This is a genomic window from Paenarthrobacter sp. Y-19 (genome assembly GCF_029223985.1).
In the GTDB taxonomy this organism is placed as follows: domain Bacteria; phylum Actinomycetota; class Actinomycetes; order Actinomycetales; family Micrococcaceae; genus Arthrobacter; species Arthrobacter nicotinovorans.
The window spans coordinates 76631-99745 of the sequence record NZ_CP119414.1 but is presented as its reverse complement, the minus strand read 5'-3'; the positions used below and the strand labels follow the sequence as shown (position 1 = coordinate 99745).

Genomic DNA, 23115 nt, shown 5'->3' with positions numbered 1-23115 from the left:
AGTTTGTGCACAGTCGGTGCCCTTAGGATGTGCTCTTGCAATCAGGAACCGGACGGAATCTGTTTAGTCCAGGCCCAGTTCGTCCTTGCCGAAAGCGAAGAGGTACGGAACGCCGGTTTCGGCTTCGATCTTCTCTTTGGCACCGGTGTTGCGGTCCACGATTACAGCCACGGCCACCACGTTGCCGCCCGCCTTGCGGACACCTTCGACGGCGGTCAGCGCGGACCCGCCGGTGGTGGACGTGTCCTCGAGGACCACCACGTTGCGGCCTTCGACTGAGGGACCTTCCACCTGGCGGCCCATGCCGTAGGACTTCTGGGCTTTGCGGACGACGAAGGCGTCCACGGCACGGCCGGCATCGGCAGCAGCGTGCATGACAGCGGTACCGACAGGGTCGGCACCCATGGTGAGTCCGCCTGCGCACTCAACCGCAACGCCGGCGTCGTCGATCATTGCCAGCATTACCTGGCCTACCAGCTTGGAGGCCTCGTGGTGCAAGGTGATGCGGCGCAGGTCGATGTAGTAGTCCGCTTCCTTGCCGCTGGAGAGGATAACCTTGCCGCGGACCACCGCCAGCTCTTTGATGAGTTCAAGAAGGCGGGCACGGGCAGCAGCAGTGTCGACTGCAGGGAAACTGGTGGAAGTCATGGCTCCTAGTTTAGTGTGCCGGTGCAGCCGTGGTTGCCCTGATGACCAGTCGCGGATCCACGATCTGGTCCCGGGTTCCTGCTTTCCCCTCCAGCTGGTGCAGCATCTCTTCCATGGTTTTTCGCCCGAGTTCCTCGAAGTCCTGCTTGATGGTGGTCAAGGGAGGCATGAAGAACCCGGCCTCCGGCTGGTCGTCGTAGCCCACCACGCTGATATCGCCTGGTACGTGGCGGCCGGCTTCCTGGAGGGCGCGGAGGACGCCGACGGCCATCTGGTCATTCGCTACGAATACAGCGGTTACGGAGTCGTGGTCGATGAGTTCCCGTCCGGCCTGGTATCCGGATGCGGCATCCCAGGCACCCTGGAGCAGGACGCTCGCCTCGAGTCCGGCCGTGTCCATCGCCTCCCGCCAGCCCTCAATGCGCTCCGCCGCGTCGATCCAGTGCGTGGGCCCGGAAATGTGGGCGATGCTGCGATGCCCCAGCCCGATCAGGTGTTCCACGGCCAGCCTGGCTCCCAAACGCTGGTTGAGGGACGCTCCGGTGAGCTGGTTTCCCGCACCGGCGCCTACGGCCACGATCGGCACAGGGACTGAAACGTCATGCAGGGCCGCAAGGACATCGGGATGCGGAACCAGGATGACGATGCCGTCCACGGATTGGCTGCGGAAGTGGCCCATGGCGTCGTTGATACTGTGACTGGTCACTTCGCGAAGATTCGCGATGCTGACGAAGTATCCGGCTTCCCTGCCCGCCTGCTCGACTCCAAGCAACGTGTTCGCCGGCCCGAACTGCCCCGTTTCGCAGGCAAGGACACCAATGGTCCGCGACCGACGCGTCACCAGGCTCCGTGCTGCGGTGTTCCGGCGATAGCCGAGGCGGGCTATTGCCGCTTCCACCCGTTGCCTTGTGTTATGGCTGACGTTCGGGTGGTTGTTCAGGACACGGGAAACCGTTTGGTGGGAAACCCCGGCCATCTTCGCCACATCCCCCATTACCGGGGGCCGGCTCGGTGAGTCGGGGGCGGCCCCGGGCAAAACCCGGGGCCGCAGTGTTGGCGGTTGCTCACCGCGTGGCATCAGATGCTACTTCGCGTCGACGCCCACAGGCTCCGCCGTGGAAGCGGGTGCCGCTTCGGCAGCTGGAGGCGTGGTCTTCCACTTGAACCGGCGGCCCATGGAGGAACCTCCGCCGGCACCGGTCCGGTTCTTGTTGAAGATGTCGAAGCCGACAGCCAGCAGGAGCACCAGGCCCTTGATGAGCTGCTGGTAATCAGTGCCCAGGCCGAGAATGGACATGCCGTTGTTCAGGACGCCCATGATCAGGCCACCGATCATGGCTCCTGCCACGGTGCCGATGCCGCCTTGGACAGCTGCGCCGCCGATGAACGCTGCAGCGATGGAGTCCAGCTCGAACCCGGTACCGCCGGCAGGCTGTGCCGAGTTCAGGCGGGCCGTGAAGACCAGGCCCGCCAGCGCGGCCAGGACGCCCATGTTGACGAAGAGCCGGAAGGTGACCTTCTTGGTCTTGATGCCGGACAGCTCGGCGGCGTGGAGGTTGCCGCCAATGGCATAGGTGTGGCGGCCAAAGATGCTGTTGCTCATCAGCGCCGAGTACAGGATCACAAGGACTGCCAGGACAACCAGGACAATCGGGGTTCCGCGGTAGCTGGCCAGCAGGAAGGTGATGATGAGCATCAGGAGCGCGATGAAACCGTTCTTGACGGCGAACCACGCCATCGGTTCGTTCTCCAGGTTGAACTTGCGGCGCACCCGGCGTTCCTTCAAAGCCTGGAAAAGGATGGCTGCCGTACCGCCGACACCCAGGATCACGGTCAGCCACTCAAGGACGGACGTGCCACCGGAGATGTCCGGCAGGAAGCCGCCGCCCAGGGCGCGCAATTCGTTCGGGAACGGGGTGATCTGCTGGTTCTTGAGGGTAATCAGGGTCAGGCCGCGGAAGATCAGCATGCCGGCAAGGGTGACGATGAATGCGGGGATACCAACGTAGGCAATCCAGTAACCCTGCCAGGCACCCACAAGGGCTCCCACCAGGAGGCACGCCGGGATGGCGAGCCACCAGGCCCAGCCCCAGTGCACGATCATCACACCGGCCACGGCGCCGATGAAGCCGGCAATCGAGCCGACGGAGAGGTCGATATGACCGGCAATAATGACCATCACCATGCCGATGGCAAGGATCAGGATATAGCTGTTCTGGACCACCAGGTTGGTGACGTTCTGGGGCTGAAGGAGGATGCCGTCGGTGAGGACCTGGAAGAGGATGACAATCAGGATCAGGGCGACGAAGATGCCAACCTGGCGGAGGCGGCTTGTGAGGAAGCCAAGGGATTCTCGTAGGGCGGACATGGTGGCTATTCCTTCTCTTGAGTCATGTAGTGCATGAGGGTTTCCTGGGTGGCTTCGGCGATGGGGACCTCGCCGGTGATGCGGCCCGCTGAGAGCGTGTAGATCCTGTCGCAGATGCCCAGGAGTTCCGGCAGTTCGGAGGAGATCACAATGACCGCTTTCCCCGAGGCCGCCAGCTCGGCGATGATCGTGTAGATCTCAAACTTGGCGCCCACATCGATCCCACGCGTGGGTTCGTCCAGGATGAGGACGTCGGGGTCGGAGAACATCCACTTGCTGAGCACCACTTTTTGCTGGTTCCCGCCGGAGAGCTTGCCCGTGATCGCAGCGACCGAAGGCGCTTTGATGTTCATGCTCTTGCGGTAATGGTTGGCCACCGTGGTTTCCTGGTTGCCGTCCACCCAACCGCGTTTGGCCAGCTTGTTCAGGGCAGCCATGGAGATGTTCCGCTTGATGTCTTCAATCAGGTTCAGGCCGTAGTGCTTCCGGTCCTCGGTGGCGTACGCAATTCCGTGCTCGATTGCATCCGAAACCGTGGACGTGTTGATCTCCTGGCCGTACTTGTAAACCTTGCCGGAGACCGCACGGCCGTAGGTGCGGCCGAAAACGCTCATTGCGAGCTCGGTCCTGCCCGCACCCATGAGGCCGGCCAACCCAACAACCTCACCCTTACGGACCGTCAGGTTGGCGTTGCTGACCACCATCCGCGAGTGGTCCTGTGGATGCTGGACCGTCCAATCCTCGATGCGGAGGACTTCTTCACCGATGTTTGGGGTCCGGTCCGGATACAGGCTTTCGAGATCGCGTCCCACCATGCCCCGGATGATGCGTTCCTGGGTGATCTGTCCCTGGTCCAGGCGCAGTGTCTCGATGGATTTGCCATCGCGGATGATGGTGACGGCGTCGGCCACTTTGCGGATCTCGTTGAGTTTGTGGCTGATGATGATGCTGGTGACGCCCTGGCCTTTGAGGTGCAGGATGAGGTCCAGCAGGTGGTCCGAGTCTTCGTCGTTCAGCGCCGCCGTGGGCTCATCGAGGATGAGCAGCTTCACCTCCTTGGAGAGCGCCTTCGCGATCTCCACCAACTGCTGCTTACCCACGCTGATGTGCTGGATGGGCGTTACGGGATTCTCGCTGAGGCCCACCCGGGCCAGCAGTTTGGCGGCCTCCAGGTTGGTCTTCCGCCAGTCCACCCAGCCGTTCTTCGCAAGCTCATTGCCCAGGTAGATGTTCTCGGCGATCGACAGATACGGGCTCAGGGCCAGTTCCTGGTGGATGATCACGATGCCGCGCTTCTCGCTGTCCGTGATGCTGGAAAATTCGCAGGGTTCGTTCTCGAACAGGATGTCGCCGTCGAAGGTGTTGTGCGCGTAAACGCCGGACAACACTTTCATGAGGGTGGATTTCCCGGCTCCGTTCTCACCACAAATGGCGTGAACCTCACCTCGGTTGACGTCCAGGGTGACGTCCTGAAGGGCTTTTACACCGGGGAAGGTCTTGGTGATTCCTCGCATTTGAAGAATGGGTACGTTCATCGTCAATTCCCGCTGACTGGTTGAAACTGGGCCGGGTCGAGGACTCGACAGGCACTGGGATGCTGTGGCCCCACCGCTGCGCGCTGCAACACAGGGCGGTGGGGCCACAGATTGGGGAGGTGGTTACTTGACGTCGGCTTCGGTGTAGTAGCCCGAGTCGATGAGTTCCTTCTTGTAGTTGTCCTTGGTGATGATGACGGACTTCAGAAGGTATGCCGGAACAACCTTGACCTTGTTGTTGTAGGTCTTGGTGTCGTTGGTTTCGGGCTCACTGCCCTTGAGTACGGCGTCTACCATTTTCACGGCCTGGGCGCCGAGCTGGCGGGTGTCCTTGAAGATGGTGGAGTACTGCTCGCCCGCGATGATGGACTTCACGGAACCCTTTTCAGCGTCCTGGCCGGTCACGACCGGGAGCTTTCCGGTGGAGTAACCGCCGGTGCTGGTCAGAGCGGAAATGATGCCGATGGACAGGCCGTCATACGGGGACAGCACGCCGTCGAGCTTGGTGCCGGAGCTGTAGGCGGAGGTGAGGATGTCTTCCATGCGCTTCTGGGCAACGGGTGCCTGCCAGCGGAGGATGGCTGCCTGCTCGAACTTGGTCTGGCCGCTGGGGACCTTCAAGGTGCCTGCATCCAGGTACGGCTTGAGGGTATCCATTGCGCCGGTCCAGAAGAAGTTGGCGTTGTTGTCATCCGGGCTGCCCGCGAACAATTCGACGTTGAACGGGCCCTTGCCCTCTACCTTCTTGCCGCTGGCATCAACGAGTCCCAGACCCGTCAGCAACGACGTGGCCTGCTGGACGCCCACGGTGTAGTTGTCGAACGTGGTGTAGTAGTCCACGTTCGGCGTTCCGTTGATGAGGCGGTCGTAAGCGATGACCTTGACGTTCTGTTCCTTGGCCTTGGCCAGGACGTCCGTCAGCGTGGTGCCATCGATGGCGGCGATGATGAGTGCCTTCGCACCCTTGGTCAGCATGTTCTCGATCTGGGAAACCTGCGTGGGGATGTCATCGTTGGCGAACTGCAGGTCCGTCTTGTAGCCGAGGTCCTTCAGGGATTTCTCAACATTGGCACCGTCTGCGATCCAACGCTCCGATGTCTGCGTCGGCATCGAAATGCCTACCAGCGAATCGCTGGGCTTTGCGGTGCTGGAAGACTCCGCCGCGCCTCCACGGCTGCCGCAGCCTGTGGCTCCGACGGTCAAGGTTAGGACGACCGCTACGGCGCCCAGGAGTTTTTTCAATCTCACGATGCTCTCCTTCCGCGGCAGCAGTGCCGCGAACTCTGATGCAGCCGGAGCATCTGCGCGTCCGGCACGGTGAAGCTGGATGTGGCCTGCGTGCTGGGGGCTGCACAAGCCATTGAAAAGGTATTGCGAATGCCATTGTGAACGCTAACAATACCCGGGGTCAAGTGCTGTAGATCACGAATTGGTTGCAGGCAGTGCCCCTTCGCCAAAGTCTTGATTTACAACGTTGTTAGCGTTCACAATGACCCGCGTCACTCTCCGGAACAACAAAACCCGGCACCGCCTGGTGGGCGATGCCGGGTTTGAGGTGTTGCTCCGTGATGGCGGAAAAGGACAATGGCGCTTCAGACGCGCTCCGTTGTTGGGGTATCCAGGCCAGCCAGCGCTGAGCCCACCTCATTCACGATGTCCGCGACGGGCTGTGCGATGTCCACCACTACCCCGGCTTCGTCATTCTGCAAGATTTCCAGTGTGGCAAGTTGGGGGTCCAGCAACGAAGGCGGCATGAAGTGCCCGGGCCGCGCCTTCATGCGTGCGTCCAGCAGTTCGCGCGTCCCTTGCAGGTGCACGAACACGACGGACGAGTCGGCGTCGCGGATGATGTCCCTATAGGAGCGCTTAAGCGCGCTGCACGCGATGACAAGAGAAGATTCCGACGCCGGGAACCGCCTTCCGATCTCGGCCAGCCATGGTGCGCGGTCGTCGTCGTTCAGCGGGGTACCCGCTGCCATCTTGTCGATGTTCGCCTGCGGGTGCAGCGAATCGCCGTCGAGGAATCCAGCGCCGAGGCGTTCGGCGAGGGCCGCACCCACGGTGCTCTTTCCGCAGCCTGCGACGCCCATCACCACGATGTGGTGATGGGCGCTCGCACCGGACAGAGGTTTACCAGTCATGAACGGTGCCGTCCACGAGGCGGTTGTAGGGCAGGTAGGCCTGCTGGTACGGGAATGCGGCAGCGGCCTCCTCGTTGAATTCGACGCCGATGCCGGGGTTGTCGCCCGGGTGCAGGTAGCCGTCCTTGAAGGTCATGGACTGCTGGAAGACCTCGTTGGTCTTGTCCGAGTGCTGCATGTATTCCTGGATGCCGTAGTTGTGGATGGCCAGGCCCACATGCAGCTGCGCGGCGAAGCCCACCGGGGAAATGTCCGTGGGGCCGTGGAAGCCGGACTTGATCTGGTACTGCGCAGCGAAGTCCATGACCTTCTTCAGCGGTGAGATGCCACCGAAGTGGGTGGAGGCCGCCCGCACGTAGTCGATCAGCTGTTCCTTGATGAGGGTCTGGTAGTCCCACACGGTATTGAAGATTTCGCCAATGGCCAGCGGGGTGGTGGTGTGCTGGCGGACCAGACGCAGGCCTTCCTGGTTCTCGGCAGGAGTGCAGTCCTCCAGCCAGAAAAGGTCGTAAGGCTCCAGGGCCTTGCCGAGTTTGGCGGCCTGGATGGGGGTCATGCGGTGGTGGCCGTCGTGCAGCAGCGGGATTTCCGGACCGAACTCGTTGCGCACTGCTTCAAAAACGGTGGGCAGGTGGCGGAGGTACGCGCGGGTGTCCCAGTCCTCTTCCTGCGGGAAGGCACCGCGTCCGGCGGGCTCGTAGTCGTAACGCTCGCCAGAGGCTTGCGCCTGCGCGGCCACACCGTAGACGGCCTTGATACCGGGAATCGCGGTCTGGATACGGATGGACTTGTAGCCCAACTCCAGGTGCTCCCGGACGGAGTCGAACAGGGAAGGAATATCTGCACCCGAGGCGTGGCCGTAAGCGCGCAGCCCATTGCGGGAAGCCCCGCCCAGCAGCTGGTAGACCGGCATCCCGGCCACCTTGCCCTTGATGTCCCACAGAGCCATGTCGACGGCGGCAATCGCCGCCATGGTGACGGGGCCACGGCGCCAGTAGGAGCTGCGGTACAGGAACTGCCAGGTGTCCTCGATCCGGTGCGGGTCCTTGCCGATCAGCAGCTGTGCGACGTGTTCCTTCAGGTACGCGGCAACGGCGAGTTCACGGCCGTTGAGCGTCGCGTCCCCGATGCCCGTCACACCGTCCTCGGTGGTGATGCGCAGGGTGACGAAGTTGCGGGACGGGCTGGTCACGAAGACTTCAGCGGCAACGATTTTCATGGTGTGGCATTCCTTCCAGTGGCTATGCGTGGGTGCGGGCAGCGGCGATGGCGTCTTGCTGCCGGTGAACATGGGAAACCAAGGCACTGTCCCCGGCCAGCCCTGGGCTGAGGAGTGCCAGCAGCGCAGCGGTGCGTTGTTCGCCGTCGAGCGTCTTTGCGGTTTTGATGTCGTCTGCCAGGGGGTCCTGGAAGTCTTCAGCCGCGGACAAGTACGCGGCCCAGGCCGCGATCATGCGGGCAGCGCCGTCTCCTGAACGGCCAAGGGCACGTTCAGCGGCCAGGACAGGCAGGGCGCGCATACGCAATTTGGTGGTTCCGTCCATGGCAATCTGCGCCAGATGATGGGCAATCCGCGAGTTGCCAAAGCGGTCCAGGAGGGCCCTGCGGTATCCGGGAATATCCAGGCCTTCGCCGGGCAGATGGCGGGATGCTTCATCCCAAAATGCCTCCACGGCGGCCCTGCAGGTCCCGTCGGACAGCGCTTCTGCCACGGTTGTGTGGCCCCGGACCAAGCCAGCATAGGCAAGGATGGAGTGCGCTCCGTTGAGGAGCCAGAGCTTACGGTTTTCGTAGGGCTCAATGTCGTCCACGAAAACCGCGCCGGCATCCTCCCACCGGGGACGGCCGCCCGGAAAGTCACCGCTGAGGATCCAGTTGTGGAAGGGTTCAGCCACCACGGCGGCCTCATCCCGGTAGCCGCACTGTTCGGCCACTTCCGCAAGGTCCTCCGGAGTGGTGCGCGGCGTGATCCGGTCCACGGAGGTACCGACAAAGCTCACGTTGGCATTGATCCATTCGCCCAGGGCCGGGTCAGTCGCCTCTGCGAGGGCCCGCACCGCCTTCCCGGCAACCAGGCCGTTTTCCGCAAGGTTGTCGCAGCTGACCACGGCGATCGGCCCGGCGTCGGCGTCCTTGCGGGCAGCGAGCGCCGTGACCAGACGGGCCAGCGGCGTTTCCGCGCCAACCGCCGCATACGCCGCTTCCGTGATGGTCAGCGTGACCACAACCGTGGCGGGTGCGGCCAGAAGCCCGGCCAGCCGCCCGACGTCGGAACCATCCACGGCTTCCACAATGCTGCCGATGACCTCGAAGGTGTCGCCCGCGCCCGAGCGCTCCACCACAGTGAATACACCGTCCTGCCCGGCCAGCAGGTCAGCCGCATCGGGCCTGCGTCCGGTGAAGGCCGCGATGCCCCAGTCAGCGGCATCGCCGGCGTGATGGGTGTACCAGGCCTGGTGGGAGCGGTGAAACGCCCCCAGGCCAAGGTGCACTATCCGGACCGGCGGTGTGGCTTGCCCCGGAAACGCGCTGGCGCGGCTGAGCCGGGGGGTCGTCTGGGCACTCACAGTTTGAAGACCCTTCGCGGGGAAGAATCGACGACGTCGACAATCAGCTCGTGTGCGCGGTCCTCACTGATGCGGTGCTCGGCAACCAGCCGTGCCAGGAACGAGGCCTCGATCCGTCGTGAGGCGTCGTGCCGGGCGGGGATGGAGCAGAAGGCGCGGGTGTCATCGATGAACCCGGATGACCTGGAGAAACCTGCGGTTTCCGTGACGGCTGAGCGGAACCGGAGCATGGCATCCGGGGCGTCAAGGAACCACCAGGGCGCCCCGATGTAGACCGAGGGGTAAAAGCCTGCCAGTGGTGCGAGTTCGCGGGAGAAGACGGTCTCATCGAGCGTGAACAACACCAAATGGAAGTCCTTGGCAGTGCCGAAGTCCTGCAGCAACGGCCGGACCGCTTCGGTGTAATTGACGGCGAACGGGATGTCGTGGCCCGTGTCGGCGCCGAAGGCTTCGAACGTGGGCTGGTGGTGGTTCCGGAAGGAGCCTGGATGGATGGTCATCACCAGCCCGTCCTCCACCGACATCCTTGCCATCTGGTACATCATGTGGGCTTCGAAGGCATCACGGTCCAAGGCCGTGGCGAGGCCGGCACGGGCCTTGTCGAACAGGGCCTCCGCTTCGGCCTCGTCCAGTTTCAGGGTTGCCGGTGTCCTCACGCCATGATCTGCGGACACTGCCCCGTGATCCACGAAATATTGACGGCGATTCTCCAGGGCGGTGAGGTATCCCCGGTAGCCTGTGCCGCCGTCGGACGCTTCGGCAATGAGCCGATCGACGTTGGCCGTCCACGCCGGGTGCGCGATGTTGATATACGCGTCCGGGCGGAAAGTCGGCAGCACGCGGCCGTGGAAGGACGGATCAGCGGCCAAGGCGGCATGGCTGTCCAACGAGTCGAGGGGATCATCGGTGGTGGCGAGGACCTCAATATTGAAGTCCTTGAACAATTCCCGGGGACGGAACCCGGGCTCCGCCAGCTTGGTTGAAATGGCATCGAAGCTCGCGTCCGCGGTCTCCGCGGACAACTCCCCCTGCCACCCAAAAACCGACTCGAACTGCGTCCGCAGCCAGTACCCGGAGGCGGTGCCATCGAACAAGGGCCATGCCTCGCAGAAGGACCGCCAGATGCTGCGCGCCCCTGCCTGCGGCTGCAGCTTTTCCAGCGGAACACCGGAAGCATGAATCAGTCGCGTCACGTAGTGGTCCGGGGTGACCAGCAATGCCGCAGGATCCGGGAACGGCGTGTTCAGTTCGATCACTGCCGCGTCCACGTGGCCATGCGGGGAAATGATGGGCAGGTCCTGGACACGCCCCAGCAAGGAACGCGCGATGCTGCGCGTCCCCGGATCCGCTGGAAGGAGGCGGTCGGGATGGGTGGCAAGGGAATGGGACATGGTCAGCCTTTCGGGATGGAACCGGCGGAGAGATCGGCGCTGGCAGGAACTGACAGTCCGGCAAGGTCTGCTACCCGGCGCAGGTACTGCAGGTTTCCGGCGGCGCGTTCAGTGAGCGGGACATCCGTGGAGAAGTCCTCTACTGTTACCCATTCGTCGTAGCCCACCTCGGCCAAGGCTTTGAAGTAGCCAAGGACGCTCCCCTGCCCCTCGGCCAGCGGCGCCCACTCATTCACCCAAACAGCAGCTCCGGCTTCGTCACGTGCCTCCGTACGGATCCACCGGGCATTCTTGACGTGGATGTGGGCAAGATACGGGCCGAGCAACTGCAGGGCGGGCAAAGGTGATTCCCAGCCTTCGATCAACAGGTTGCCCAGGTCATGAATGACTCCAACGTGCTGCGGGTCCAGGCCTTCCAGGAGCCTGCGGGCCGATGATGCCGAGGCCGTCACCGTGCCGTGGTGCAGTTCCACGAGTGCCTTGACGCCATGGTGCGCGGCGCGTTCGGCCACCCACTCGTAGTGTTCCCGGGTGGCCGCAAACAGCTCAGGGTAGGACAGGCCGCTGGGCTCGCCGCCCCCCATGGTGGAGTTCCCGAGCGGCAGGACGTTGACCCGGACCTGGCGTGCGCCCAAAGCGGCGGTGGCGGCAAGAACGCGCTCCACGCCGTCGTGATTGTCGCAGCGGGCGTAACCGCCCAGGCCGGAGTACTCCAAGCCGGCATCCGTGGTGATCCGGGCAATCTCCGGCAGCGAATCCTCAAGGCCGGTCATGGGCCAGGTGGCCATGTTCCCTGCCCAGAAGCCGGGTTCGGGCGAATCAGCCTGGTCGGTGACCCGCCATTCGATGCCGTGCCAGCCCTGGGCCGCCAGCTCCGTCGCAGCTTCCTGCGGTGACCATTCCGGTGTGGAGGCCGTGAAGACCGAGAATTTCATGCCGTGACCTCCTCAAAGTGGCCGTTGCCGGTCCGAACCTCAACGTCGTTGTACTTGCCTGCAACCACGTCGGCGATGAGCACGGGGCGGCCAAGCGTGGCCGAAACGTACAGCGCGCGTACCGTGGCCAATGCCGTGACGGCATCCTGGATGGTGACGCCTGCCGGCCGGCCGTTCCTGATGGCGTCCACCACGTCCCGGTATTGGCGGATGTGGCCGGCGGGATAGAGGGTTGGGTCCAGCTTTGCCTGCGGTGCGGGGTCCGCGAACCTGGCCAGTTCCGCCTCAGCCTGGTTGCTGGCGCCGGGCATCCCCATCGGTCCACTCTGTGTCTCTTCTTCTGAGGCCGCAGTGTGGAAGAACTGGAGGTTGTCGCTGTCGATGACGGCTGATCCCATGCTGCCCATGACCTGCAGCCTGACGCTCAGCCCCGGGTAGGCGGCGGTGGTGGCGTGAAGTACTGCGAGGGCACCCGATTCAAAGGTCACGGTGGCCACCGCGGTGTCCTCGACTTCAACGCCGGTGTGTGCCAGGAGGGCCGTTTTGGCACTGATTTCGACCGGGGTGCCCAGGAACCACAGCAGGAGATCGACGGTGTGGACGCCCTGGTTCATCACTGCACCTCCCCCGTCCATGGCCCAGGTGCCACGCCAGGCACCGGAGTCGTAGTAGCCCTGGCTGCGGTACCAGCTCACGGAGGCGATGGCCGATGTCAGCCGGCCGAAGCGCCCCGCACGATTGGCTTCGTCCACCACGATGCTCGCGGGATCAAAGCGGTGCTGGCTGATGACGCTGGCTACAAGTCCCTTCTCTTCCGCTGCTTTCGCTGCAGCGAGGATTTCGTCGGCGCGGTTGAGGTTCACGTCCAGGGGCTTTTCGATCACCACGTGCTTGCCGGCGTTGAGTACCTCCAGAGCCTGCTCGATGTGCAGTCCGCTGGGGGTAGCAATGATGACAAGATCGACGTCGGCACCTGCGAAAGCTTCGTCCAGACTCCGGAACGTGGCCGGCCGTGCCGCCCCCTGGTCTTCTATGTGCTGGGCCAGCGCGTCTGCAGCTTCCGCGATCTCATCCACCAGGGCCGTGACCTGCAGATCACCGATTTCGGCGACGGATGCCGCATGGGTGCGCCCGATAGTGCCGCAGCCGGCAATGGCGACGTTGAGGATAGGGTTGGACGTTTCGGTGCTCACTTGGTTTCCACTCCTGCTTCGTTAACGACTTTGGCAAAGGCCCGGGCGGCCATCCCGAAAGCGGTCGGTCCCGAAAAACCGCCCAGGCCATGGGCTCCGGCCAGATGTGGTTCAAGGCTCGCGAATCCTTCGAAGCCGTCAGCTTTCAACGCCTCCACGGTGCGGAGCAGATCGCCGTCGCCCTCACCGGCAGGAACCACGACGCCGTCCGCGAACCGTGCGTCCTTGACCTGCAGGTACTCGAGGTGGGGGCGGAGTTTGGCATAGCCCTCGTCGAAGGGCTTGACGCCCACCTGGACGAAGTTGGCCGGATCCCACGCGATTTTCAATGCCGGCGAGTTCACGGACTCGATAATGTCGAGCACACGATCGGGGGTGTCTCCGAAAATGTCCTTCTCGTTCTCGTGCAGGAGTACCACTCCGGAGTGTTCAGCGACGTCCGCCAGAGTACGCATCCGCTCGATGACATCGTCCCGGATGCTGTCCACGTCCACGCCTTCTCCGTAGTAGAAGGAGAAGATGCGGATGTAGCGGGAGCCGAGAACTTGCGCTGCGTTGGCTGCACGGCGAAGGCGTTCAACCTCGTGTTCCACCGGCAGCGTCACGTCCACCTTGCCGATGGGGGAAGCAATCGCCGAGACTCCCATGCCTGCCGCATCCAGGAGCCTCTTTAGTTCCGCCAACTGTTCGGGATCAAGGTCCACGATGTTGGTCCCCCATGCACTGCGGACTTCGATGTGGTTCGCGCCCAAAGCCTGGAGCACCGCGATCTGCAGGACCGGGTCGTCGTCGATCTCGTCTCCGAAGCCCGAAAGCGTCCACTGGACTGTTGCTGGACCGGTCATTGCTACTTAACTCCTCCGGCGGTGAGACCGCCCACTAGGTAACGTTGGAAAATCAGGTAGAGAATCACGACGGGCGCCGCACAAACGAGCGAGGCCGCCATCATTTGCCCGTACAGGGGAATGGCTCCACCCTCTTGCGAGGCTCCGAAGACCTGGAGGGCCACTGCCGCCGTCTGGCTGTCGGGCCGGGTCATCACCGAGGCGAACAGGACATCGTTCCAGCCGAGCAGGAAGGCAAAGATCCCCGAGACCACAATTCCGGGCCAGCTGAGTGGAAGGATGATCCGGACCAGGACGCCCAGGTTGCTGGCGCCGTCGATCCGTGCAGCCTCTTCCAGTTCGCGTGGCAGGCCACGCAGATAGGTGACCATCACCCAGGTGGAGAAAGGCATCGCGAACGTCAGGTAGGTGATGAACAGTCCCCACTGCGTACCGATCACCTGGACGCCAAGGTAGCTGGCGGCCGAGGAAAAGAGCACGAAGACCGGAAGGACCATCAGGGTTCCCGGGACCGACTGCAGGGCAAGAAGTCCGCGGAGGATGGAGAGCCGGCCACGGAACTGGTAGCGGACCAGGACATAGGCAATGGAGACGGACATCGCAGCCGAAACCACCGCAGTGGCTCCCGCGACCAGGACACTGTTGCCGAGGCCCTTCGCCAGGCCCACACTGGACCAGATCTTGGTGTAGTTCTCCAGGGAGAACGTGGAAGGCCAGAACTCACCATTTGCCACGCCGATGTCAGAGTTGACCGAGGCCAGGAAGATATAGGCCACGGGGATCAGGACGATGGCGCTTAGGACTGTCAGGATGATAGCCAGCATGGGGCCGGGCAGGAGACGGGTTACTTCGTGCTGCCGCCTGGAACCGGGGCGGAACGTGGTTCCGGCCGGGACTCCGCGCGACGTGCCGCGGACCGAGGTGGTTGATGCGCTCACTTCTTGCCTCCCGGCGTCTCGGCGTCGTCCAGTTTGACGGCGCGCAGGTAGATGAACAGCGGAATGGCGATCAGCACCAAGGACACGAACGCCATGGCGGCGCTGAGGCCGAAGCGGAAGCTCTGGAAGCTGGTGACGTAGGTGAGGATCGGAAGCACTTCGACGTCGGACGGCGCCGGGACCCCGAACAGCACGAACGGGAGCGTGAAGTTGTTGATGTGATGGAGCATGCCGATCAGGAAGGCGAGTGCCAGCGGCCCCTTGAGATAGGGGAAGATGACGTACCGCAGCTTCTTCCACCACAGCGCTCCGTCCAAGGCGGAGGCCTCGTGTACCTCGTGGTCCACGGATTGCAGGCCGGAAAGGGCCAGCAGGTAGATGAACGGCCAGGAAGCCCAGATCTGGACCAGGATCAGCGTCCAATACGTTTGCGGTCCGTTGAGCCACAATCCACCGTCCATGCCTAAGACACCCAGCGCCGAGTTGACCACTCCGTCCGGCTGGAACATGGTCCGCCACACCGTTGCCACCACGAAGGAGGGCAACACGTACGGGATCAGGAAGATCGAACGGACCAGCGCGCGGCCCTTGAAGGCATTCTGCGTGGCTACAGCCGCGGCGATCCCCAACGGCAACGTGACCACCATGGCGATCAGGGAGTAACTGACGCTCAACCACACCGAGTGGAGCAGCGGTGAATCAGTCAGGGCCTCCACAAAGTTGTCGACACCAATGAACGGTGCGCTGACCCATTTGCGCAGTGAGTATTGGTCAAGGTTGAGCGCCGACATGTAGATGCCCAGGAACAGCGGGACCACGATGATGACGAACATCAGGACGCCGCCGGGGATCAGCATCCACAGTGGACGGTTGCGCTCACTCAAGCCCTTGCGACGGGCGGGTTTCCGGCCATTGCCGGCCGGCTGGGTGGCTCCTGCGCCTGCGTTTGGTGAGGCACCGGCGTCGAGCGCTGGTTCTGTCGGCCCGGACCGGGCCAGCTGCCCGCGGGCAGCCGGACCAGCCACGGTTTTCATTTCCCTGAAGGAATCAGTGGACATGGGAAACCCTGCCTAGGACTTCGCGGCCCGGTCGAGGGAGGCCTGGCCCTTGGACTGTGCATCCTTTAGCCGTGTCTCCAGTGCGCCGTTGTCTACAGAGCCCTTGGCCAGGTCCGGAATGGACTGGACGGTGACGTTCAGGAGTCCCAGCTGGATATCGCCCCAGGCGCCTGTGAAGGGGGTTGCCTTCGACTTGCTTGCGGCATCGGCGATGGGCTGCAGTTTGGGATCAGTCAGGGACGCGAGTGCCTCGGCATTCGCAGGGAGCTCACCGAAGATCTTCTGGTAGTTCAGCTGCTCTTCCTTGGAGGTGATCAGCTCGATGTAGGCGAACGCCAGGTCCTTCTGCTGGGAGTAGTCGGCAACCACTACGTTGTCGCCGGAGAGGATGCTCGCGGCCTTGTCGCCGTCGCCCTTGGGGGAAGATTCCCCGGGAGCCGTAGTGGGCATGATGGAGTAGGCGTACTTGCCGGCGATGGCCGACTTGTCCAGGGTGGGGATCGAACTGGATGTGGTCATCATCAGGTATCCGGCCTTGCCGGACGCGAAGGCCGCTACGGCGTTGCTGTTGCTCCAACCGATGGCTGCCGGATCCACTACCTTGTCCTTGGTGAGCCAGCCGAAGTAGGTCTCGTACGCTTTCTTGACGGTGGGGTCATCCATCTTCAGCTTGTCGCCGTCCACCAGGGGGTTTCCTGCCTGCACGGACATGGCCCAGATGAACTTCCACGGATCGAAGTTGTCCTTGTACCCGGTTGCCAGGCCATAGGTTCCGGTGCCTGCGTTGGTCATCTTCTTGGCCTGTTCGGCAAGCTCATCCCAAGTGGTTGCGGGCTTTTCGATTCCTGCGGCGGCGAGGAGGTCCTTGTTGTACGCCATGACAAACGGGCGGCTGACGAAGGGGATGCCGGCCTGGTGCTCGGAGTCAGGACCTGAAATGCCCAGTGCGGCCGGGTTGAAGCGGTCCTTACCGCCGACCTTCTTCCAGTCATCCTCCGACAACGTCACGAAGGCCTTGGTGGCGTAGGCGGTGGGCGTGAAGGTGGTGCCCAGGCTGTAGACGTCCGGGCCCTGGCCGGAAACAACGGAAGTCTGGATGCGGGTCAGCTCATCGTTGGCTGAAGCAAAGGTCTCGAACTCGACGTCGGCTCCGGTCTTCGCCTTGAACTTTGCGGCGATGTCCTTGAACCATTCCTTCTGCTGCTCGGGGTACTGGTTGTTGACGCCGGTCAGGACATTCAGTTTCTTGCCCGTTCCGTCAACGGCGCCCCCGGAGCTGTTGGACGTGCTGCTGTTGTCGCTCCCCCCACACGCTGTCAGTGCCAGGGCCGCCGTCAGAGCGACGGCGGCAAGTTTGGCTGATGGTGCAAACCTCATTGTTTCCTCCTTGGATACACAGCCCGTTAGTGGTCTACGTCACAGGGGCTTCGGCATCGAGTCTATGAGTCCGGCAATGATGCGGCAAGCGGTTGCCAAAAGTTGCCATGAATGGTGCAATCTTCCTATGGCTGAGACAAACGCGCGGGGATCCGCACCCACCATCCGGGACGTCGCCGCTTTGGCGGGAGTGGCCACGTCCACTGTCTCCCGGGCCCTGTCCAACCCCGACCGCGTCAACAGGGCCACCCGCGAACGCATCGAAAAGGTGGCTGCCGAGCTCAACTACGTCCCCAGTTCACAAGCCCGTGGACTCAGCTCGGGGCGCACCAACGCAATCGCGCTCCTTGTTCCCGACGTCACCAACCCGTTCTACTTCGACATCATCCGGGGCACCCAGAACCAGCTCAAGGCAGCGGGTTACACGCAGTTGCTGGTTGACACCGAAGAGTCTGCGGAAATGGAGGCCGATACGCTCCAGAAGATGCAGCGGACAGCTGACGGGTTCATCCTGGCCGCCTCCCGCCTCACCGATGCCCAGATACTCGAAGCGGCAACGTCGCAGGCAATCGTCACCATCAACCGGTCATCAGCCAATGCCCCCACGGTCGTCATCGATACCCCGGGCGCCGTCGTCCAGGCGCTTGAACACCTGACATCACTGGGCCACACCAGGATCTGCTACGTCGGCGGCCCGGCGTCGTCATGGTCGAACGCCAAGCGTTGGAAGACCTTCGAAGACGAAAGCCGCGACAGGGGACTGACGACGTCCCGCGTCGGGCCCTTCACGCCTAAGACGACCTCCGGGGCAGCAGCAGCCGACGCTGCGGCGCGCACCGGGGCAACAGCGTGCATCGTGTTCAACGACCTGCTGGCCATCGGCATGTTGCAGCGCCTCAGGGAACGCGGGATCCGCGTGCCGGAAGACATGAGCATTGTGGGTTGCGACGACATCTTTGGCGCCGACTTCTGCAATCCGCCGCTCACCACCATGGCTTCACCGATTGAACAGGCAGGGCGGGTGGCTGTTTCGATGCTCCTGGCGCAACTCGACCCCCTGCACGCAGGCTCCAGCCGGCGCCTTGCGGTCATGCCCACCCATCTCACCGTGCGGGGGTCAACGGGGCCGGTGTCCCCCAACTAGCTGACACGTGGGCTGGATGTGTGCAATATGGTTGAGCGTCCGCAGCCATGCTGACTAGTGTGGAACACATGCGCGAACTCCAGGCCAAGATCATTGAGGAAATGGGCGTCCAGCCCCGGATCGATCCTGCGGAGGAGATCCGCAAGCGGGTCACCTTCCTGAAGGATTATTTGAAGGCAACAGGAACCAAAGGCTTTGTCCTGGGCATTTCGGGCGGCATTGATTCGTCGTTGGCCGGCCGCCTCGCCCAGCTCGCAGTGGAGGAACTGGAGGCCGAAGGTGTCGATGCAAACTTCGTGGCTGTCCGCCTTCCCTACGGCGTGCAGCACGACGAGGACGACGCCCAGGCAGCACTGGACTTCATCAAGGCCAAGACCGAATGGACCTACAACATTTCCCGGGCCGTTGACGGTTTCGAGGACGAGTTCGAGAAAACCACCGGCGCTCCGATCTCCGACTTCCACAAGGGCAACACCAAGGCGCGCGCACGGATGATCGCCCAGTACGCACTGGCCGGCGAACACAACTACCTGGTGATCGGAACCGACCACGGCGCCGAGTCCGTGACGGGCTTCTTCACTAAATTCGGCGACGGCGGCGCGGACATCCTGCCGCTGTTCGGCCTCAACAAACGCCAGAACCGCGCACTCCTTGCCGAGCTCGGAGCTCCGTCGCGCGTCTGGGAGAAGGTCCCCACGGCCGACCTCCTGGATAACAAGCCCGGCCGCACCGATGAGGACGAGCTTGGCATTACCTACGACCAGATCGACGACTACCTTGAAGGCCGCGACATCGACCAGGCGTCAGCGGAACTGATCGAGCAGAAATATCTCCGGACCCGCCACAAGCGGACTGTGCCGGTCACGATCTTCGATACCTGGTGGAAGTAGGCGCAGCCTTCCAGGGACGCCACTAAAGACATCCACGACGGCGGGTGCGGACTTAGCGATAAGTCCGCACCCGCCGTCGTGCTTGAACCCTCCCTCACCTCCCGCACCCTTCAACCAAACCCTTCCTCACCTCCATTGACACTGCGATAGCTACCGATATATCGTTAACTATCGCCGATACTCCTTCGGTGACAACTATCGAAAGGACGATGCTGTTATGAAAGGCATCCACAATCACGAAGAAAACTCTTTCCCGGAACACGGCGAAGGTCCCCACGGCCGCAACCGCTTCAACCGCAGCAAGGGCCGTCGCGGTCCGGGCGGGCACGGCGGAGGCGGCTTTGGGCCAGGGCGCGGACCAGGCTTTGGCCCGGGATTCGGCCCCGGCGGATTCGGTCCCGGCGGATTCGGGCCGAGAGGGTTCGGCCCGGGCGGCCCCCGCCGTAACCGCGGCGATGTCCGCGCGGCAATCCTCTCCCTGCTCGCTGAGGCTCCGTCCAACGGCTACGGCCTGATCAAGACCATTGCCGAGAAGACGTCCGGAGCGTGGCGCCCGAGCCCCGGCTCCGTCTACCCCACCCTCCAGCAGCTGGTTGATGAAGAGCTCATCACGGCAGTGGGCGAGGGTCGCCGGACGGAATTCACCCTCACCGATGACGGCCGCGCCTACGTTGCCGAGCATGAGGAAGAACTCGCCAACGCTTGGAATACCGAGGCCGACGGAAACATGCAGGAATTCCACCAGAGCATCGGCAAGCTGATGGGGGTCATCCACCAGTTCCGCGGCGCGGCCACGGAGGAACAGCGCCGGGCCGCAATCGAGAAGCTGGACGAAACCCGCCGGGCGCTCTACCTGATCCTGGCCGACTAGTGGCAGGCACAATCCCCTTGACCTTGACGTAACGTCAACCTCTAATGTCGAAGAACAAGGAGGAGACGGAGGACAGATGGACTGGTCAATCCAGGAAATCGCAAGGATCGCAGGGACTACCAGCCGCGCACTGCGTCACTACGACGACATCGGGCTGCTCAAGCCAAGCCGGACCGGCCATAACGGCTACCGCTACTATGACGGTCCGGCCTTGGTCCAGCTCCAGCGCATCCTCCTGCTCCGGGAACTGGGGCTCGGCCTGCCGGCCATCGCCGAAGTGCTCCATCGCGAGACGGACACGGTCAAAGCACTGAGCAGCCATCTGGAATGGCTTGGCCAGGAGCGGGACCGGCTTGCCCGGCAAATCGCCTCAGTCCGGCAAACAATCGACACGATGCAAGGGGATGGAAAGTACATGGCACAGGACATGTTTGATGGCTTCGACCACACACAGTACAAGGACGAAGTCGAGGAACGCTGGGGCAAGGATGCCTACGCCGCCGGCGATTCCTGGTGGCGCGGCATGAGCGCCGAAGAAAAGCAGCAATGGAAGGACAACGTCCGGAAGCTCGGCTCAGACTGGATTGCGGCCGCCGAATCCGGCGTCGCACCGGACAGCGCTGAAGCGCAGGACCTCGCGAAACGGCACGTCGAGTGGTTGCGCGGCATCCCGGGAACCCCGACGGCGGCACCTGGCGGAGACGTCAAAGGTTACGTCACGGGCCTGGGCGAAATGTATGTGGCAGATCCGCGTTTTGCCACCAATTACGGCGGGGAATCAGGGGCCGCTTTCGTACGGGATGCCCTGCGTATCTACGCGGAAAGAAACCTCTAGGCGGTCGGGATGCGCTGATCCGGGTTTGGCAATAGTCTGGCCGAATGGGTACAAGCACCGTAAAAACCGGCGAACAGGCTGACAGGCAGACACGCATCCTCGAAGCAGCCCTGGAGTTGCTGTCCCGCCACGGCATTTCGGGCATCAACATGCGTGCGGTGGCGCGCGAAGCCGGCGTCGCCCTGGGGCTTGTGAACTACTACTACGAGGACAAGTCGAGCCTGATCCGTGCGGTGCTGCACCAGATTGAGGAACACGACCTTCTGTTGGTGGAGCCTGAACCGGCTTCAAATCCCGAGGAGCAGCTGCGGGAGGCTCTTCGGCGCGTTGCCGACCCCGGACTCCTGACAACGAGGTATTTGTCCCTTCGCCTTCACTTGTGGGCCCTCGCCCAGGCCGATCAGGAGTTCGCACAAATCAACGCCGCAGCCTTTGACCGGTACCTGCAGGGGCTGGCTGCACTGATCGGAAACGCAGTTCCCGGGCTCTCCGCCGATGAATGCAAGGCCCGGGCGGATGACGTCGTCGTCGTGCAAAACGGCATGTGGCTCACCACGCTTCTGGGCATCGACAAGGCGGCCATCGAAAGGGGAATTGCGCGCACGGAAGAGATTGCCTTCGCCCCTACGCGGCACCAATAAGGGTTCCTCGAACTATAGTTCCCGGAGTCGCTCAGTTCTCTCCCCTCCGGCGTCACCGGTGTTGGCGGTGCCTTTTGGTTCGAAGAGCAGAACGTGCACTTCGGATTCAGCCTTTGGGCAATGCTCAATCCCCTTCGGGACAACATAAATATCGTTCGGTCCGAGCACAACATTGCCGTCCCGAAACTGAATGGTCAGTTCCCCGCTGATGACCATGAACATTTCGTCGGTGTCAGGATGGGAGTGCCACACGAATTCGCCCTCGATCTTGACCGCTTTCACATCGTAGTCATTGATACTGGTCACCCGGTGCGGCTTCCAGTACCCGGAGATTGATTCAAAGGCGGTATCGAGGTTGTGTACTGGATGTTTCATTTGCGGTCAGTGCTTTCTCTGGAAGTCATGTGTCTTTTGATGCCCGGTTCGAGATTCAGCATTCCTATTTGTGCATCCGTGCACCCTTGACGATCCGATCAATGACGTTCCGAGGACCGCGGAGGGCGATCCCAACAAGGTCAAGGTCCCGGGCGGGGACCGACGCGACTGCCGCCCGGTTCGCGTCGTCGTGACCGGTGGAGAACAGCTCACGTGTATAGACAGCCGTGGGTATGTCCCGTGCGAGGGCCCGCTCGCGGGCCTTGGCCAAGAGGTCGGGCCCAGCAGAAAGGACCAGCACAGGCTGGCGAAGCATTGCCAGGTATTCGTTTCCGTCCCGATCCCTGTAGCTTTCCCCTGTCAGCCCGGGAGCGCTGGTAGCGATGGCACTCATGAGGAAAGCTGTGACGTTGAGCTCTTGCCAAGGCAGCAGGTCCTCATTGAGAACCACCACCACTTTCGTATCGAATCGGCCGGATGCCGGGGACGGGGAATCAATAATGGCTGTTTGGTTTTCCTGCATGGAACCAAGCTTGGTCGCTGGCCCCGCTGGCGGTCTTGTACATTTCTTGCATGGGTGATTCTCTGCGGGCGTGGCACCCGGCAGTGCCCTACGTGCGGGAAGTACTCCATGCGACGTTTGAGCGCCACAGCTATCCGTCGCACACCCACGAGGACTGGACCGTCCTGTTGATAGACCAGGGCGCGGTGGCGTACGACCTGGACCACACCAAACATCAGGCCGTTCCGGCCTCCATCACACTGTTACCGCCACATGTTCCGCACGACGGACGTTCCGCCGTCGAAGGCAAAGCCTTTCGCAAGCGTGTCCTTTACCTGAGCGAGGACTGGCTGCCCTCAAGGGCCGCGGACGTTGCGGCGGCTCACCCGCTGCTGTTGGATCCGCAGATCGTCTCAACCGTGGTCGGCATCCACGCAGCTCTGTCATCCCAGGGAGATGCGATGGCCGCGGAAGGTGGTGTCCTCGCCCTCCACGAGTCCGTCCTTTCCCACCTCGGCACGCCCCCGACGCGGTCACGCGACGCACCTCTGGCACGTCGATTGCGGGAGATGCTGGATGATCGCCTGTTCGAGTCGTTCACCATCGCCGAGGCCGCCCGGCTGCTGGGTGCCCATCCGAGCCATTTGGTGCGCGCTTTCTCTCAGGCGTACGGGATCGCCCCCTACCGCTACGTCACCGGTCGAAGAGTAGACAGGGCCAGGCGACTGTTACTGGACGGCATCCCGGCATCTGAAGCAGCGGTGGAGGCCGGCTTCCATGACCAGTCACACCTCACCAGGCATTTCAGGCGTGTTTTGGGTACTACCCCCGGGGCCTTCACCGCTTGACCCTGAGGGTCGA

Annotated in this window: 23 protein-coding genes; 6 read left to right on the top strand and 17 right to left on the bottom strand. The window is 62.8% G+C overall.

Annotation, left to right across the window (positions count from 1 at the left end):
* Positions 1 to 63: 63 nt before the first annotated feature.
* From pyrE to PYR64_RS00445, 15 genes are all read right to left on the bottom strand, one after another.
* Positions 64 to 648, bottom strand: coding sequence for an orotate phosphoribosyltransferase (gene pyrE / locus PYR64_RS00515; protein ID WP_018779451.1), 585 nt, complete (start codon positions 646 to 648; stop codon positions 64 to 66).
* 10 nt (positions 649 to 658) lie between these two features.
* Positions 659 to 1642, bottom strand: a complete 984-nt coding sequence (locus PYR64_RS00510; RefSeq protein WP_275777696.1) for a LacI family DNA-binding transcriptional regulator — start codon at positions 1640 to 1642, stop codon at positions 659 to 661.
* A gap of 90 nt (positions 1643 to 1732) precedes the next feature.
* Complete coding sequence (gene mmsB / locus PYR64_RS00505; protein WP_018779453.1) at positions 1733 to 3016, bottom strand: multiple monosaccharide ABC transporter permease; 1284 nt, start codon at positions 3014 to 3016, stop codon at positions 1733 to 1735.
* Between the two features lie 5 nt (positions 3017 to 3021).
* A complete protein-coding gene (mmsA, locus tag PYR64_RS00500; protein ID WP_020608553.1) occupies positions 3022 to 4551 on the bottom strand; it encodes a multiple monosaccharide ABC transporter ATP-binding protein in 1530 nt (509 codons plus the stop codon).
* A 123-nt stretch (positions 4552 to 4674) separates the two neighbouring features.
* Positions 4675 to 5799: a multiple monosaccharide ABC transporter substrate-binding protein gene (gene chvE / locus PYR64_RS00495; protein WP_026267409.1), complete on the bottom strand. Its 1125-nt coding sequence runs from the start codon at positions 5797 to 5799 to the stop codon at positions 4675 to 4677.
* 344 nt (positions 5800 to 6143) lie between these two features.
* Positions 6144 to 6692, bottom strand: coding sequence for a gluconokinase (locus tag PYR64_RS00490; RefSeq protein ID WP_275777692.1), 549 nt, complete (start codon positions 6690 to 6692; stop codon positions 6144 to 6146).
* Complete coding sequence (gene manD / locus PYR64_RS00485) at positions 6682 to 7911, bottom strand: D-mannonate dehydratase ManD (RefSeq protein ID WP_039239482.1); 1230 nt, start codon at positions 7909 to 7911, stop codon at positions 6682 to 6684. The genes PYR64_RS00490 and manD overlap by 11 nt, the downstream gene beginning before the upstream one ends.
* A 22-nt stretch (positions 7912 to 7933) precedes the next feature.
* Positions 7934 to 9259, bottom strand: coding sequence for a mannitol dehydrogenase family protein (locus PYR64_RS00480; protein ID WP_039239480.1), 1326 nt, complete (start codon positions 9257 to 9259; stop codon positions 7934 to 7936).
* On the bottom strand, positions 9256 to 10650 hold the full coding sequence (gene uxaC / locus PYR64_RS00475) for a glucuronate isomerase (RefSeq protein ID WP_275777688.1): 1395 nt from the start codon (positions 10648 to 10650) through the stop codon (positions 9256 to 9258). The genes PYR64_RS00480 and uxaC overlap by 4 nt, the downstream gene beginning before the upstream one ends.
* Before the next feature lie 2 nt (positions 10651 to 10652).
* Entirely contained in the window at positions 10653 to 11585 is a 933-nt protein-coding gene (locus PYR64_RS00470; RefSeq protein ID WP_275777687.1) for a sugar phosphate isomerase/epimerase, read from the bottom strand.
* Entirely contained in the window at positions 11582 to 12778 is a 1197-nt protein-coding gene (locus tag PYR64_RS00465; protein ID WP_018779461.1) for a Gfo/Idh/MocA family oxidoreductase, read from the bottom strand. Before PYR64_RS00465 ends, PYR64_RS00470 begins: the two co-directional genes overlap by 4 nt.
* Positions 12775 to 13623 (bottom strand): sugar phosphate isomerase/epimerase family protein, encoded by an 849-nt coding sequence (locus PYR64_RS00460; protein ID WP_275777685.1) that lies wholly within the window; start codon positions 13621 to 13623, stop codon positions 12775 to 12777. Before PYR64_RS00460 ends, PYR64_RS00465 begins: the two co-directional genes overlap by 4 nt.
* 2 nt (positions 13624 to 13625) lie before the next feature.
* Positions 13626 to 14561 (bottom strand): carbohydrate ABC transporter permease, encoded by a 936-nt coding sequence (locus PYR64_RS00455; protein WP_018779463.1) that lies wholly within the window; start codon positions 14559 to 14561, stop codon positions 13626 to 13628.
* Positions 14558 to 15619 (bottom strand): sugar ABC transporter permease, encoded by a 1062-nt coding sequence (locus PYR64_RS00450; protein ID WP_275777683.1) that lies wholly within the window; start codon positions 15617 to 15619, stop codon positions 14558 to 14560. Before PYR64_RS00450 ends, PYR64_RS00455 begins: the two co-directional genes overlap by 4 nt.
* Positions 15620 to 15631: 12 nt before the next feature.
* Positions 15632 to 16996 carry an extracellular solute-binding protein gene (locus tag PYR64_RS00445; protein WP_018779465.1) on the bottom strand — a complete coding sequence of 455 codons (1365 nt, stop codon included), beginning with the start codon at positions 16994 to 16996 and terminating at the stop codon, positions 15632 to 15634.
* A 127-nt stretch (positions 16997 to 17123) separates the two neighbouring features.
* Between PYR64_RS00445 and PYR64_RS00440 the strand changes: the two genes are divergently transcribed.
* The 5 genes from PYR64_RS00440 to PYR64_RS00420 all read left to right on the top strand — a co-directional run bounded on the left by PYR64_RS00440 (position 17124) and on the right by PYR64_RS00420 (position 21377).
* A complete protein-coding gene (locus PYR64_RS00440) occupies positions 17124 to 18140 on the top strand; it encodes a LacI family DNA-binding transcriptional regulator (protein ID WP_018779466.1) in 1017 nt (338 codons plus the stop codon).
* A 68-nt stretch (positions 18141 to 18208) separates the two neighbouring features.
* Complete coding sequence (gene nadE / locus PYR64_RS00435; RefSeq protein ID WP_079582483.1) at positions 18209 to 19030, top strand: ammonia-dependent NAD(+) synthetase; 822 nt, start codon at positions 18209 to 18211, stop codon at positions 19028 to 19030.
* A gap of 217 nt (positions 19031 to 19247) precedes the next feature.
* Positions 19248 to 19901 (top strand): PadR family transcriptional regulator, encoded by a 654-nt coding sequence (locus tag PYR64_RS00430; RefSeq protein WP_275777682.1) that lies wholly within the window; start codon positions 19248 to 19250, stop codon positions 19899 to 19901.
* A 76-nt stretch (positions 19902 to 19977) separates the two neighbouring features.
* Entirely contained in the window at positions 19978 to 20736 is a 759-nt protein-coding gene (locus PYR64_RS00425) for a MerR family transcriptional regulator (protein ID WP_275777680.1), read from the top strand.
* Positions 20737 to 20780: 44 nt separating this feature from the next.
* Positions 20781 to 21377, top strand: a complete 597-nt coding sequence (locus PYR64_RS00420) for a TetR/AcrR family transcriptional regulator (RefSeq protein ID WP_275777678.1) — start codon at positions 20781 to 20783, stop codon at positions 21375 to 21377.
* A gap of 12 nt (positions 21378 to 21389) precedes the next feature.
* Here the strand turns inward: PYR64_RS00420 and PYR64_RS00415 are convergent, their stop codons facing one another.
* Both PYR64_RS00415 and PYR64_RS00410 read right to left on the bottom strand, forming a co-directional pair.
* Positions 21390 to 21683: a cupin domain-containing protein gene (locus PYR64_RS00415; RefSeq protein WP_275777676.1), complete on the bottom strand. Its 294-nt coding sequence runs from the start codon at positions 21681 to 21683 to the stop codon at positions 21390 to 21392.
* A 133-nt stretch (positions 21684 to 21816) separates the two neighbouring features.
* Positions 21817 to 22275: a DUF2000 domain-containing protein gene (locus PYR64_RS00410; protein WP_275777674.1), complete on the bottom strand. Its 459-nt coding sequence runs from the start codon at positions 22273 to 22275 to the stop codon at positions 21817 to 21819.
* 50 nt (positions 22276 to 22325) lie between these two features.
* Here PYR64_RS00410 and PYR64_RS00405 point away from each other — a divergent pair, with 50 nt between their 5' ends.
* A complete protein-coding gene (locus PYR64_RS00405; RefSeq protein ID WP_181423334.1) occupies positions 22326 to 23102 on the top strand; it encodes an AraC family transcriptional regulator in 777 nt (258 codons plus the stop codon).
* Positions 23103 to 23115 lie beyond the last annotated feature (13 nt).

What these genes read in the sequence shown, in the direction of transcription:
- pyrE (WP_018779451.1), bottom strand. Translation starts at nt 648, where the DNA reads ATGACTTCCACCAGTTTCCCTGCAGTCGACACTGCTGCTGCCCGTGCC.
- PYR64_RS00510 (WP_275777696.1), bottom strand. Translation starts at nt 1,642, where the DNA reads ATGGGGGATGTGGCGAAGATGGCCGGGGTTTCCCACCAAACGGTTTCC.
- mmsB (WP_018779453.1), bottom strand. Translation starts at nt 3,016, where the DNA reads ATGTCCGCCCTACGAGAATCCCTTGGCTTCCTCACAAGCCGCCTCCGC.
- mmsA (WP_020608553.1), bottom strand. Translation starts at nt 4,551, where the DNA reads ATGAACGTACCCATTCTTCAAATGCGAGGAATCACCAAGACCTTCCCC.
- PYR64_RS00490 (WP_275777692.1), bottom strand. Translation starts at nt 6,692, where the DNA reads ATGACTGGTAAACCTCTGTCCGGTGCGAGCGCCCATCACCACATCGTG.
- manD (WP_039239482.1), bottom strand. Translation starts at nt 7,911, where the DNA reads ATGAAAATCGTTGCCGCTGAAGTCTTCGTGACCAGCCCGTCCCGCAAC.
- uxaC (WP_275777688.1), bottom strand. Translation starts at nt 10,650, where the DNA reads ATGTCCCATTCCCTTGCCACCCATCCCGACCGCCTCCTTCCAGCGGAT.
- PYR64_RS00470 (WP_275777687.1), bottom strand. Translation starts at nt 11,585, where the DNA reads ATGAAATTCTCGGTCTTCACGGCCTCCACACCGGAATGGTCACCGCAG.
- PYR64_RS00460 (WP_275777685.1), bottom strand. Translation starts at nt 13,623, where the DNA reads ATGACCGGTCCAGCAACAGTCCAGTGGACGCTTTCGGGCTTCGGAGAC.
- PYR64_RS00450 (WP_275777683.1), bottom strand. Translation starts at nt 15,619, where the DNA reads ATGTCCACTGATTCCTTCAGGGAAATGAAAACCGTGGCTGGTCCGGCT.
- PYR64_RS00445 (WP_018779465.1), bottom strand. Translation starts at nt 16,996, where the DNA reads ATGAGGTTTGCACCATCAGCCAAACTTGCCGCCGTCGCTCTGACGGCG.
- PYR64_RS00440 (WP_018779466.1), top strand. Translation starts at nt 17,124, where the DNA reads ATGGCTGAGACAAACGCGCGGGGATCCGCACCCACCATCCGGGACGTC.
- nadE (WP_079582483.1), top strand. Translation starts at nt 18,209, where the DNA reads ATGCGCGAACTCCAGGCCAAGATCATTGAGGAAATGGGCGTCCAGCCC.
- PYR64_RS00430 (WP_275777682.1), top strand. Translation starts at nt 19,248, where the DNA reads ATGAAAGGCATCCACAATCACGAAGAAAACTCTTTCCCGGAACACGGC.
- PYR64_RS00425 (WP_275777680.1), top strand. Translation starts at nt 19,978, where the DNA reads ATGGACTGGTCAATCCAGGAAATCGCAAGGATCGCAGGGACTACCAGC.
- PYR64_RS00420 (WP_275777678.1), top strand. Translation starts at nt 20,781, where the DNA reads ATGGGTACAAGCACCGTAAAAACCGGCGAACAGGCTGACAGGCAGACA.
- PYR64_RS00410 (WP_275777674.1), bottom strand. Translation starts at nt 22,275, where the DNA reads ATGCAGGAAAACCAAACAGCCATTATTGATTCCCCGTCCCCGGCATCC.
- PYR64_RS00405 (WP_181423334.1), top strand. Translation starts at nt 22,326, where the DNA reads ATGGGTGATTCTCTGCGGGCGTGGCACCCGGCAGTGCCCTACGTGCGG.